The organism is Myroides marinus (assembly GCF_900109075.1).
Classification (GTDB): domain Bacteria; phylum Bacteroidota; class Bacteroidia; order Flavobacteriales; family Flavobacteriaceae; genus Flavobacterium; species Flavobacterium marinum_A.
In genome coordinates this window covers 134,643-146,992 of sequence record NZ_FNYS01000002.1, presented here as the reverse complement: position 1 = coordinate 146,992, position 12,350 = coordinate 134,643, and the positions used below count along the sequence as shown (strand labels likewise).

Genomic DNA, 12,350 nt, shown 5'->3' with positions numbered 1-12,350 from the left:
TATGGGATACCAAGAAATAATTGCCTATGCAATTGTAATTATTGCACTAGGGTATATCATTAAAAAAGGTTTTTGGAAAGGTAATAATAAGAAGAAAGGTTCTTGTGGCGGAGGTAGCTGCGGATGTTCTTAAGGTATAACCTTTGATAAAATATAAAGGCAGTCTGATCAGACTGCCTTTTTTTGTATTTGTGGTTTTGTTAGGGGAACAATTAGTTAATTGAGATGAATGTGTTATAATAGGGACAGTATTAATTATCTAATACCTTTTACGAAGTTTTGTATTGAATCTGTATCTATCCCATGTTCACTAATGTGCTTCATAAATGCTGTACCTATTATCGCCCCAGAACTGTATTGATTAGTTAATTCATACGTCTGCTTATCTCTTACGCCAAAACCTATTAAAGCTGGATTATTTAGCTCTAGGCTTCGTATATGTCTGTAATAATCCTGTTGGCTTTCTAGTGATTTATTAGAACCTGTAGTACCATTAGAAGACACTAGGTATATAAATCCGTTAGTCTGCTCATCTATCTGGCGTACTCGTTCTACAGAAGTATCATTACTTATCAACATAATATTACTGATATTATAATATTCACAGTGAGTCTTAAAGTGTGACAGATAGTAATCCATAGGTAGATCAGGTAAGATAATACCATCTACACCTACCTCTGCACATTTGGCTAAGAAAGCTTCTACACCATATCGCATTACAGGGTTAAGGTATCCCATTAATACAATAGGCATAGTAATGTGTTGTCTCATCTCTTTTAGCTGCTCAAATAATCTTGCTATTGTAATACCATTTAGTAATGCCTGTTCGCTGCTGTGCTGTATCACTGGACCATCTGCTAATGGATCAGAGAATGGCATTCCTATCTCTGCTAGATCAACACCTGCTGTATCTAGATTCTTTAAGATAGTCATCGTGTCGTCTAATGCAGGATAACCTGCAGTGAAGTATATCGAAAGTATATTAGATTTCTTCTCAGAGAAGAGTGTATTAATTCTGTTATTCATGGTTAAAGTATTTAGAGTAAGTAATCATGTCTTTATCTCCACGTCCTGATAAGTTCACTACTACGATATCACTTTCTTTTAAGTTCATCTTATTTAAGTAGGCTAATGCATGAGCAGACTCTAGAGCGGGTATGATACCATCTATACGTGTTAGTTCAAAAGCCGCCTTGATAGCCTCGTCATCAGTGATACTACCCACAGTTATCTTGCCCATATCACTTAGATAAGCGTGTGCAGGTCCTATACCAGGGTAATCTAATCCAGCAGAGATAGAGTAAGGCTCTATAATCTGCCCGTCTTCAGTTTGTATAAGATAAGTTTTACTACCGTGGATAATACCTTGTTTACCTAGAGCTATAGTAGCTGCAGTTTGTCCAGTATTCACTCCTTTACCAGCAGCCTCTACCGCGATAAGATTAGTATGACCATTGTCTATAAAATGATAGAATGCTCCCATAGCATTACTACCACCACCTACACAAGCTACCACATAGTCAGGATTAGGTGTGCCTTCCTGTTCTTCTAGTTGTACCTTAATCTCCTTGCTGATAATAGATTGAAACTTAGCTACCATATCAGGATAAGGGTGAGGACCTACTACAGAACCAATCACATAGTAAGTCTCTTGTGGGTTATTTATCCATTCTCTAATAGCCTCGTTAGTTGCATCCTTTAATGTTTTACTACCACTCTCTGCCGCTACTACTTTAGCCCCTAACATGCGCATACGTTCTACATTTGGCTTTTGACGTTCTATATCGTGAGCTCCCATAAATACTGTGCACTCTAAGTTTAACAATGCACACGTAGTAGCAGTAGCTACTCCATGCTGTCCCGCACCTGTCTCTGCTATAATTCTCTTTTTACCTAAGCGTTTTGCTAATAGAACTTGCCCTATTGTATTGTTTATCTTATGAGCACCCGTATGGTTTAGATCTTCTCTCTTTAGATAGATCTTAGCTTTGTATTTAGCTGATAAGTTAGCAGAGTAGAATAGAGGAGTAGGTCTTCCTACATAATCTTTAAGCAACTGGTTAAGCTCCTGCTGAAAATCTTCTGTCTGTATAATCTCTAAGTATTTCTCTTGTAAGTCAGATACATTTTTATAGAGCATCTCAGGGATAAATGCACCTCCGTATTCGCCGTAGTATCCTTGTTCGTTTGGATTAAATTCTTTCATATTCTCGTATATTTTTGACTAGCTCTCTCACTAGTGTTATGTCTTTATGATGTTGATCGTTTTCTAATTTACTGTTGAGGTCAAATCCTATTAATCTATCATCTCGTAATAGTAAGGCAGACTCTATGTTATGTAATCCTAGTCCTCCACTTAGTAGATAGGGGGTATCTTGGCGATAATGTTTTAATACATCCCAGTCAAATGATAATCCACTACCACCATAATCCGAAGTAGGAGTATCGAATATAAATAGATCACAGTAGTTACTGTAAGGAGCTACCATTTCTAAATCTGCAACTTGTCCAATAGAAAAGGCTTTGATTACCTTAATACCTTTATCTTTATAATACGCACAATCTTCTGGGCTTTCGTCACCGTGTAGTTGTACATAATCTAAGTGATATTGAGTTATTCGTTTAATTACCTCTTCTCTAGTTGCATTGACGAATACACCTACCTTTTTGATATGTTGAGGTAGGTTATCAACAGCCTTGTTGATATCTTCTCGCACATAGCGTTTAGACTTAGAATAAAATATGAACCCCATAAGATCGATATCTTCTTGACTGATGGTATCGATATTCTTAGGATCAAACATTCCACATATCTTTATCTTTTTCATCTATGACTACCTCCTGATTTCTTGTTGTAACGCATTTAACTGTTCTGCAGGATTAGCAGTCTTCATAAAGTATTCACCCATTAAGAAACCAGAGAAACCATTGTTTGCCAATTCGAGTAAAGTATTAGCGTCTTGTATACCGCTTTCTGCTATCTTCACTGCTTGTTGAGGTAGTAGATTAGCTAGAGCTATACTGTGCTTTATATTTACCTCAAAGGTGTTAAGGTCTCTATTATTTATCCCTATAAGATCAAACTCAGTATGTAAGTGATCTAGTATCTCTTGTTCAGTATGCGTTTCTAGCAGTACCTGTAACCCTAATTGATGTGCATAGTCTGCAAGTACCTTTATACGTTCTACTGGGAGCATCTTTGCGATTAATAAGATAGCATCAGCTCCTATTGCTTTTGCCTCTACTAATTGATATTCATCGAGAATAAAATCCTTTTGTAGCAATGGAAGGTTTACAGATGCTCTAGCATTAGCAAAGTCTGTCTCTAATGCCCCGAAGAAGTGATTATCGTTTAGTATCGACAGTGCTGCAGCTCCATTAGATTCATACCCCTTTACTATCGAGATAACATCAGCATCTGGGTGAATCACTCCTTTAGAAGGAGACTGTCTCTTAAACTCAGCGATGATGGCTCTGTTGTTTTTAGACAGTATACTAGCCTTAAAGTCTATTGATACTCTGTTATATAGCTCAGATAGTTTAAGCTGTTCTATGCTCTTTATTTGCTTTCTCTGTTGTATCTCGATAAGCTTATGTGCTTTTATTTTTTCTAGTATTTTCATCTCAAATCTTTTAATATCTCAAATGTCTGTTTTGCTTTTCCTCCAAATAAAGATTCTGTCGCTTTCTCTTTAGCTTCTAGAATACTTAGTTCAGGGTAATAGGTATTTATGGCAAGGGCACTATTCGCAAGTACAACTTCGTTCTGAGCAGATGTACCTTTGCCTTTAAGTATCTGCCAGAAGATATAAGCTGATTCTTCCACTGTTCTTCCTCCTTTGATATCTTCTTCTAATACTGGAAGTGTATTAAAGTAAGCAGCATCTATAATCTTTTCTTCTTTGTTATTAATCAGTTTTACTGTTTTAGTCAGACTACATTCATCATAACCATCTAAGGCGTGGATGATGCTATACTGTGTATTCTCTGCCTGTAAGAAATACTTATACATACGCAGTAACTCTAGATTAAACAGACCTACTAGCTGAACCTTAGGTTGAGCAGGATTAGTCAGAGGGCCTAGCATATTAAAGAACGTCTTAACTCCTAATGCCTTGCGGACTGGAGCGATACGCTTCATAGCAGGATGAAATAAGGGTGCGTGAAGGAAGCAGATATTAGCAGCCTCTAACTGCTCTTTTAATTCAGCTTCTGTACTTTTAAATGGGATACCTAGCATCTCCATCACGCTAGAAGACCCAGATATAGAAGACACTCCATAGTTACCATGTTTAGCTACTGGTACACCTGCACCAGCAGTGATGAATGAAGATAGAGTAGATATATTAAAGGTGTCTTTACCATCTCCACCTGTACCGCATAGATCCATAGGATTATAGTCTGATAGATCTACCTTATTGGCCAGAAGTAGCATTCCTTCTCTAAATCCTCTTAACTCATCTAGCGTAATCGGTCTCATGATAAACGTGGTCAATAGAGCTGCCATCTGAGCGTCTGAGTATTGATCATTAGCCATATTGATAACAATATCTTTAGCCTGATCTGTAGTTAATGTCTTATGTTGTATTAGGTGATTTAATGTCTCTTTCATAACCTTAGTTTTTAATCCAATTTTTAATAATCTCTTTGCCGTAAGTAGTGAGGATAGACTCTGGGTGAAACTGTACTCCTCTGATATTTAGCGAGCGATGCTTTAGCGCCATAATATTCTGATGCTCATCATAGGCAGTGATATCTAGCTCGCTATCACTTTCCTCTATAACCCACGAGTGATAATGTGCGATAGGAGAATGATCAGCTACATTAGCAAAGAGTGTATCTGATACAGCTAACTGTATAGGAGATGAGATACCATGTAGGGGAGCTGCTAATCTCTTAAGGTTATGTCCATAATACTCTCCTATAGCCTGATGTCCTAGACAGATACCTAGTATATCCTTATGGGGAGCAGCATAGGCTATGACCTCCATTAGCTTACCTGCCTCAGAGGGAATGCCTGGACCAGGAGATAAAATAATCTTGTCATAGTTATCTATAGAAGTGATCTCTATTTTGTCGTTTTTCACTACATCTATATCCTTTATACCTAGTTCCTTTAGGATGTGTATCACATTATAGATAAACGAATCATAGTTGTCGATTACTAATACTCTCATAACTTATATGTTTTGTGCTTCACTGATGGCTTGTGTGATAGCGCTTAGTTTGTTTTCTATTTCTTTTAATTCTGATAAATCGTCTGACTTAGTCACTATACCACATCCCGCCTGATAGTGTATCTCATTCTGATAGCTCAGTGCTGAGCGGATAAAGATGGCATGGTTAATTCCTCCATCTAAGGTGATAAAGCCTATTGTTCCTCCATAGAATCCTCTATTTTCTGGCTCATATTTATCTATAAGCTCCATCGCTTTATGTTTAGGGGCTCCTGATAATGTACCTGCAGGGAAGGTATCTGTGAATACCTTAAGGCTATCGCGTTCCATATCTACAGATGCACTCACCTTAGAGACTAGGTGTATCACATGGGAGTACTGTTCTACAGTTTTGTATTGCTCTACAGTTACTTCATTTCCTGTAATACTTAAGTCATTTCTAGCTAAGTCTACTAGCATCACATGTTCTGCATTCTCTTTAGGATCGTCTAGTAGTTTTTGTGTTAGCAACTCATTCTGTGCCTTGTCTTCTGTCTTTCTAAATGTACCTGCGATAGGGTTGACATAAGCTTTATTATCTTTTACCACAACCTGAGCTTCTGGCGATGATCCGAATATTTTAAACGAACCGTAGTCAAAGTAGAATAGATAAGGAGAAGGATTGATAGAACGAAGTGCTCTATAAACATTAAACTCATCCCCTGTAAAACCTTGTTTATATTTGCGCGAGAGTACTAATTGAAATACATCTCCTCTAAAACAATGCTCTTTACCTCGTCTGATAATATCTAAGAACTCGTCATCTGTGTAAGGAGTACTAGGGCTATCTATAGCCTTAAACGGGTATGGCGTAATGCTATTTGTGTTTAAGTAACTGTGTATTTTGTCTAATTGACTAGTCTCATTTGCTGTAGTATATTCTACTAGGTGTAACTCGTTCTTATAGTGGTCATATACAATAACATATTTAAAGAAGTGATACTGCATAAGTGGTAAAGTCGTATCAGCAGGTTTAAACTGTATGTCGTGTACTAGCGGTATGCTATCATAGCTCGTATACCCATATATACCTGCCTTTAGCTGCTCATACACTGTGATGTTTTCTACATCTATCCCTTTGATAAAGGCTTGTAGCTGCTCCAGTACATCTATATCTGCAGTAGGGTAAGTCGTAGTCTGCTCTAATGTCTGTACTGTAGTGTGCTTAGCGTCTACGATGTAAGACATGATCGGCTCAAAGCAGATGTAGGAACAGCTGTTTTCTCTAGAGTGGTTACTAGAGTTCTCTAATAAGAAGCTGTTAGAAAATTTGTCTCTAAGCTTTAGGTAAATCTCGATAGGAGTGTAAAGGTCTCCTAGTATTTTTTTGTGATTAATGTGAAGTTTCATCTTTAATTTTCTTTGAGTTTAGTGCATAAAAAAAGCCTGCTAGGGGTTCCTAGCAGGCTTCTCGTATATATAATTGTTATATAATCTATCTATAATATATCACAACTTAAATACAAAGTACGTCCAACCGAACCCTGATAGGATTTAGCTAGCCACCACCAATTAGTATTTAAGAATTGTGTATTCATTTTTTGTTTCTTGTTATGAGTGCTAAATTATAATTTTTTTTAATATCAATGACATTTTTTTAAAAAAAGTGCATTTTTCCCTATTTTACTGGGTTTTTAGCCTCTTCTAATATGTTTTTGCACGTAATTAGTTCGTCTTTGAAAATAGTATCTTGGTAAAATAACTCAAAATCTTCTGTTTCATATTCTGGATTTGCACCTGTATGTGAAGTGACAAAGGCTCCTAGTGAAGCGGCTCTCTTAATCACTCTTATAGGATCATCTCCTCGTAACTTAGCAGCTAGGAATCCTGCTAAGAAGGAATCACCGCTACCTACTGTATCTCTAATCACTATGTCTACTGCTGGAAAGCTATACAGCATCTCTTTATTGAGATACATTCCTCCTTTATCACCTTTAGATACGATAATCTCATCACAGTTAAAGTGCTTCTGAGCAAACTTGATAGCTTCTTCTTCTGTTGTATACGGTTGTTCTAAATGAGTCAAAACTTCTTTTAACTCAAACTTGTTCATCTTTAATAAATCTGCTTTATGCATTAGCTCTATTACTGCATCTAGATCGTAGTGAGGCGGTCTAAAGTTGACATCATATACCTTATACTTAGCTGCATCTAGTAGCTTGTGCAGAGTCTCTCGTGTATGAGCCGTTCTACTGGCTAATGTACCGAATACGAATGCGTCAGACTGAGCGACTAGGTCATAGTCTTCTTGTTTAAAATCGATGAAGTCCCAGGCACTATTCTTTAAAAATTCATAACTAGCTTCATTTTTATCATCAAATGTAGCGAATACAGTACCTGTTTTTTGAGCTGGGTCTACTTGAATATATTTTGTACAGGCGTCTACTTCTTTAAGTCTAGATAAGATTTTTTGTCCCCCATCATCATTTCCTAGTTTAGTAATGATATGAGAGTCTATATTCATCTTATGTAAATGATATGCTACGTTAAGTGGGGCTCCACCAATCTTTTTGTAAGTAGGGAAGATGTCCCAAAGTATTTCACCAAAACATACAACCAATGGTCTCTGAGTATTATCTGACATAAAGAGTAATTCTTATATAAATTTGACATCACTAAGATACGAAAATCTTGTTTGATGTTAAATAACGTGATAAATATTGACAATGTTGTTTATTCATTGAAAATATTTGGATGTTTAGTCAAAAAGTATCCTTTTTAGCTCGTTATTGTGATGAGGTTTGGAAGTGTAGTGGATAGGAGATGGTTTGGGTACGAGTTTGGTATGATTTTGAAAACGGGTGCTCATCCCAAGTAAATACTAGGAATTACCGAACAGTATCCAAACAATATGGAATTTAATTTATGTAAATTGTTGATATATAGTATGTTGTTTGTTTTGTGTTGCTTCATAAATGGCCAAAAAAGGATTTATTAGCCATAAACTCCAAATGAGGTCAAAAGTGGGCAATGAAACAAAAAAACAGCTCTGCTAGCAGAGCTGTTCAAATGCTATTGATAATACATCTTCTTTACTTTGTTTTTTATCGCTTTTTTCTTGTAGAATCGATATTGAAACTTGATGGTTTCTAACCATAGTTTGATAAAGACATCTCTAGAACTCTTACCGATAAGTAGCGCATAGTGCGTGGCCATCTTCTCGATATCGTGAATGTTAGTAGTCAGGTGTGATAAGTTTTTCATTCGGTTAGAAAAACTCATCTCTTGGTTAAACTTCATTCGGTTAATGTCTACTAGATAGAAGTCAAATTCACCATTGTCTTTAGCTTTGATCAGGGTGTTTCCTGGAGAGTGGTCTAAGAAGTTGATTCCTTTCTCATGTAGTTTAAAAGTGAATTCAACAAATTTCTGTAAAACTAGTTCTCTCTGAGGACAATCCTGATGTTCGTCTATATCTCTATAGGTAATATCTGCCTGTATGTATTCTGATATGTAATATGAGTCTATAAGGGCTCCGTTGCTACTGTATTCGAAGTAGGCTATACCTTTAGGTGTCTTGATACCTAATTGATCTAATTGGTCTGCGTGTTCGTATGACCTGAGTCCTTTCGGCTTTCGCAGAAATGTGTAGACATAGCGATTAATAAAATTAGGTCGTTTAAAGGACTTGATTGCTATTTGAGTACCGTCAGACAGAGTTGCAAGCTTTATGGTATTTCGAGTTCCTTTGGCGATATAAGTAGTTAGTGCATCATAGGCTTGAATAATGTTAGTTAGTTCTTGTTGTTTATTTTTGAATTGAGGATGTATTATTGCATTTACTTTCAACTTCTTCATATAAAAAGTAATTACAATTAAGTGTTGAAGTTAATGAGTATTTAGGAAACTGAATTTTCAGAGGTTTTGTTTGTATTTTGTTGTTTATTAGTGTGTTGTGTTTTTGTTGATGAGGTGTTTATAGTAAGTTATCTGGTTTTTTAAGGTTGACTTTTTAACTTTTGTAGTAAGATTAAACTAATCTTCTATTCTAATAGTTCAGGTTTTGTAATTGATGGATTGTGTTGAGTGTGTTTTATGGATTTAGGGTAGTGAGGATATTGTGATTTTTGAGTTTATATCACTTTTATGCAATTTAGATTTTTAGTACTAAAATGTTGTTTTTTAGTCATTAAGAGAGTGCATAATTTGAGAATAAAGTATTGCTCAGTAAAAGGACTGAGAGGGGATAAGGTATAGGTATAAAAAAATAGGAGAGCATTTAAAGTTAAATGCTCTCCTATTCGTAATCTATCGAGTTGTTATTTATTTGTTCTTATGGAATAAGGTTTAACAAGATCGACGGACAAAGTCCAATGATAATGTTGATTGCGATAGCTGCAACACCTACTACTTTATACGCTAGTGGTACTTCGATAGTAGCAGTTTCTTCTTCTGTAGAAGAGTACATCGCTACGATCACTTTAAGGTAGTAATAGATACTTATGAATGAGTTAATCACCCCGAAGATAACTAGTGTTATAAACCCGTTGTTAATTGCTTGTGAGAACAAGAAGAACTTACCAAAGAATCCTGCGAAGATAGGTATACCTCCCATAGATAGTAATGCTATAGATAGTATTACTGCTAGTAGTGGGTTTTTCTTAGCTAATCCGTTGAAATTAGAGATTTGTTCGTTATCCTTGTTTTTAGTTACTGCGATTAATACTGTAAATGCTGCGATACCTGCTACAGCATATGCTGATGCGTAGTAGAATAGGTTAGCATCTGCAGTGCTTAACGCTGTAAGTGCCATCATCATAAACCCAGCATGAGATATACCAGAGTATGCTAATAGACGCTTCATGTTGTCTTGGCGAATAGCCATGATATTACCTACTGTCATCGTAAGTATAGCGATAACTACGATAACATTAATGATGTCTGTAGATAGTCCTCCGAATAGGTATTTGCTCATTCTGTATAGCGTTGCCACTGCTGCTACTTTTACTAATGTGCTCATTAGTGCCGTAGTTAAGCTAGGAGCCCCTTGGTATACGTCTGGTGCCCAGAAGTGGAATGGTACAGCTGCTACTTTAAACAACATACCGATGATGATCATAGCTACTCCTAAAGCATACCATACTGGCATAGCTGTAGAGAAGGCTAAGTTTTTAATCGTTACGATGTCAAAAGACCCTGTAGCACCATATACTAGAGCGATACCAAATAATACTACTCCTGAAGCGAATGATCCTAAAAGGAAGTACTTCATAGCTGATTCGTTACTCTTAATGTTTTTGCGATCTGTACCACATAGGATGTATAATGTGATAGATAAGATCTCAAGTCCTAAGAAGAACATAGCCATATTACCAAAGGCAACCATACACATAGCTCCCATTAATAAGAATAACTTTAATGAGATGTAGTCTGATATTTTTGATAATTCTGTTTTATAAAAATCTTTACTTAATGCTACTAAGAAAATAGTTAAGGCGATAAATAAAGATGAAAATGCGTTAGAAAAGTTAGTACTCACAAACATATTGTTATAATACGCTTGTGTCACATCAATATTACATACAGTATACCCTAAGATACCTAGTAGACCTAGAAGTGTCGCAGGGATGACTACTTTGCGCAAATTGATGATCTCTAGTACAAGTACTAAAACCGCTAATACTCCAATTGCTATTAATGTATTCATTTGTTCTATTTTGGAATTAAATTCATCAGTTATACTGACTCCTTACTATTTATTACTTAATATAAGATATTATTTCAGTCAAACTAGGTGTGATTAAGTCAGATAGTGGCTGTGGGAATATACCGAAGAATATTACAGCTACTACTAATACACCTAATACTACCGCTTCTTTAGTAGTTACATCTGCAAATGGTTTTGCATTAGTCTCTCCTAACATTGATTTTTGGAACATTCTAAGCATGTAGAACGCTCCTAGGATGATAGAAGAACCTCCTACTACTGCATACCAAATATTAACTTGTGATAAACCGAAAAGTAAGTTGAACTCTCCGATGAAACTGAATGTACCTGGTAATCCAATCGAAGCAAACATTAATATCATAAATAATGAGGCAAATTTAGGAGCTTGTTGTCTAATACCTCCCATTTCACCAATCATTCTTGTTTGGTAACGTTTATAGATCATTTCTGCTACGAAGAATAATCCTACGATCACAAATCCGTGAGCGATCATCTGTAATACTGCTCCTCTTAATCCGTCTAGTGTTAATGAATATGCACCAGCAGCAATAAGTCCAACGTGAGCTAATGACGAATAAGCAAAGAATCTTTTGATATTCGATTGTTTTAAAGCTACGATAGATCCATAAACTACTCCGATAATACACAACACTAAGATAGTAGGCATTACTTGTTTAGCCGCGATAGGTGAAATAGGTAATTGCCAACGGATGATAGAGTATAATCCCATCTTAAGCATAATCCCTGCTAATAACATAGTACCTACTGTAGGAGCTTTCTCGTATGTAGATGCCTGCCATGTGTGGAATGGGAATACTGGAATCTTAATTGCATAAGCAATAAAGAATGCTAAGAATATCCAATACTGTTCTGTAGCTGTTAATTGTACATTATAAAGGTCTAATAGCATAAAGCTTCCTGCACGTTGGTATAGGTAAATAAACCCAACTAACATGAATAATGAACCTGCAAATGTGTAGATAAAGAACTTGAAGATTGCTTTTTTACGTGCTTCGAAAGTATCATTCCCCCATAGTAATGCAATGAAGTAAATAGGTAGTAATGATAACTCCCAGAAGATGTAGTATAAGAATCCGTCTGATGCTAAGAATGTTCCTGTCATAGCAAATGACATAAACATTACTAGTGCATAGAATGTATTAGATTTCTCTATGTGATCTCCTAGTGATGATAATATAATCACTGGAGTTAATGCTGTCGTTAGTAAAACTAAAGCTAATCCTAATCCATCTGCTCTAAAGGCGATGTGGATATTAGGGTTAGTCATCCATTGCGTTACATATCCTGTGTCAACTCCAGAAGTATGTGAACAGATTAGAACTAAAGTTTCTACAAAAGCAACTAGTCCAAATAGCAAAGCTACTTTAGCAGCAGATTGTTTACCTACGAAATAAGTTGCTATAGCTCCGACTAATAACGTTAATAATAATATAGTTACGTTCATC

12 protein-coding genes are annotated in these 12,350 nt (G+C 36.1%); 1 reads left to right on the top strand and 11 read right to left on the bottom strand.

Features of this window, described 5'->3' with window-relative positions; translation table 11 throughout:
* Position 1 precedes the first annotated feature (1 nt).
* Positions 2-133, top strand: a complete 132-nt coding sequence (locus BMX53_RS03025; RefSeq protein ID WP_074744585.1) for a FeoB-associated Cys-rich membrane protein — start codon at positions 2-4, stop codon at positions 131-133.
* A 122-nt stretch (positions 134-255) separates the two neighbouring features.
* Here the strand turns inward: BMX53_RS03025 and trpA are convergent, their stop codons facing one another.
* The 11 genes from trpA to BMX53_RS02970 form a co-directional block, all read right to left on the bottom strand.
* Positions 256-1,026 (bottom strand): tryptophan synthase subunit alpha, encoded by a 771-nt coding sequence (gene trpA / locus BMX53_RS03020; protein ID WP_074744583.1) that lies wholly within the window; start codon positions 1,024-1,026, stop codon positions 256-258.
* Complete coding sequence (gene trpB, locus BMX53_RS03015) at positions 1,019-2,206, bottom strand: tryptophan synthase subunit beta (RefSeq protein ID WP_074744581.1); 1,188 nt, start codon at positions 2,204-2,206, stop codon at positions 1,019-1,021. The genes trpA and trpB overlap by 8 nt, the downstream gene beginning before the upstream one ends.
* On the bottom strand, positions 2,193-2,828 hold the full coding sequence (locus tag BMX53_RS03010) for a phosphoribosylanthranilate isomerase (protein ID WP_074744579.1): 636 nt from the start codon (positions 2,826-2,828) through the stop codon (positions 2,193-2,195). The genes trpB and BMX53_RS03010 overlap by 14 nt, the downstream gene beginning before the upstream one ends.
* A 6-nt stretch (positions 2,829-2,834) precedes the next feature.
* A complete protein-coding gene (trpC, locus tag BMX53_RS03005; RefSeq protein WP_074744577.1) occupies positions 2,835-3,623 on the bottom strand; it encodes an indole-3-glycerol phosphate synthase TrpC in 789 nt (262 codons plus the stop codon).
* Positions 3,620-4,612, bottom strand: a complete 993-nt coding sequence (gene trpD / locus BMX53_RS03000) for an anthranilate phosphoribosyltransferase (protein WP_074744575.1) — start codon at positions 4,610-4,612, stop codon at positions 3,620-3,622. The genes trpC and trpD overlap by 4 nt, the downstream gene beginning before the upstream one ends.
* A 4-nt stretch (positions 4,613-4,616) precedes the next feature.
* Complete coding sequence (locus BMX53_RS02995) at positions 4,617-5,177, bottom strand: anthranilate synthase component II (RefSeq protein ID WP_074744573.1); 561 nt, start codon at positions 5,175-5,177, stop codon at positions 4,617-4,619.
* Positions 5,178-5,180: 3 nt separating this feature from the next.
* Positions 5,181-6,566: an anthranilate synthase component I family protein gene (locus BMX53_RS02990; protein ID WP_074744571.1), complete on the bottom strand. Its 1,386-nt coding sequence runs from the start codon at positions 6,564-6,566 to the stop codon at positions 5,181-5,183.
* 268 nt (positions 6,567-6,834) lie between these two features.
* Positions 6,835-7,800: a carbohydrate kinase family protein gene (locus BMX53_RS02985; RefSeq protein ID WP_038985939.1), complete on the bottom strand. Its 966-nt coding sequence runs from the start codon at positions 7,798-7,800 to the stop codon at positions 6,835-6,837.
* Between the two features lie 428 nt (positions 7,801-8,228).
* On the bottom strand, positions 8,229-9,014 hold the full coding sequence (locus BMX53_RS02980) for a lipopolysaccharide kinase InaA family protein (RefSeq protein WP_074744569.1): 786 nt from the start codon (positions 9,012-9,014) through the stop codon (positions 8,229-8,231).
* Positions 9,015-9,489: 475 nt separating this feature from the next.
* A complete protein-coding gene (locus BMX53_RS02975) occupies positions 9,490-10,863 on the bottom strand; it encodes an NADH-quinone oxidoreductase subunit N (RefSeq protein WP_074744567.1) in 1,374 nt (457 codons plus the stop codon).
* 52 nt (positions 10,864-10,915) lie between these two features.
* Positions 10,916-12,349, bottom strand: a complete 1,434-nt coding sequence (locus BMX53_RS02970; protein ID WP_074744565.1) for a complex I subunit 4 family protein — start codon at positions 12,347-12,349, stop codon at positions 10,916-10,918.
* Position 12,350 lies beyond the last annotated feature (1 nt).

Coding starts and splice junctions, on each gene's coding strand:
- BMX53_RS03025 (WP_074744585.1), top strand. CDS start 2: ATGGGATACCAAGAAATAATTGCCTATGCAATTGTAATTATTGCACTA.
- trpA (WP_074744583.1), bottom strand. CDS start 1,026: ATGAATAACAGAATTAATACACTCTTCTCTGAGAAGAAATCTAATATA.
- trpB (WP_074744581.1), bottom strand. CDS start 2,206: ATGAAAGAATTTAATCCAAACGAACAAGGATACTACGGCGAATACGGA.
- BMX53_RS03010 (WP_074744579.1), bottom strand. CDS start 2,828: ATGAAAAAGATAAAGATATGTGGAATGTTTGATCCTAAGAATATCGAT.
- trpC (WP_074744577.1), bottom strand. CDS start 3,623: ATGAAAATACTAGAAAAAATAAAAGCACATAAGCTTATCGAGATACAA.
- trpD (WP_074744575.1), bottom strand. CDS start 4,612: ATGAAAGAGACATTAAATCACCTAATACAACATAAGACATTAACTACA.
- BMX53_RS02995 (WP_074744573.1), bottom strand. CDS start 5,177: ATGAGAGTATTAGTAATCGACAACTATGATTCGTTTATCTATAATGTG.
- BMX53_RS02990 (WP_074744571.1), bottom strand. CDS start 6,566: ATGAAACTTCACATTAATCACAAAAAAATACTAGGAGACCTTTACACT.
- BMX53_RS02985 (WP_038985939.1), bottom strand. CDS start 7,800: ATGTCAGATAATACTCAGAGACCATTGGTTGTATGTTTTGGTGAAATA.
- BMX53_RS02980 (WP_074744569.1), bottom strand. CDS start 9,014: ATGAAGAAGTTGAAAGTAAATGCAATAATACATCCTCAATTCAAAAAT.
- BMX53_RS02975 (WP_074744567.1), bottom strand. CDS start 10,863: ATGAATACATTAATAGCAATTGGAGTATTAGCGGTTTTAGTACTTGTA.
- BMX53_RS02970 (WP_074744565.1), bottom strand. CDS start 12,349: ATGAACGTAACTATATTATTATTAACGTTATTAGTCGGAGCTATAGCA.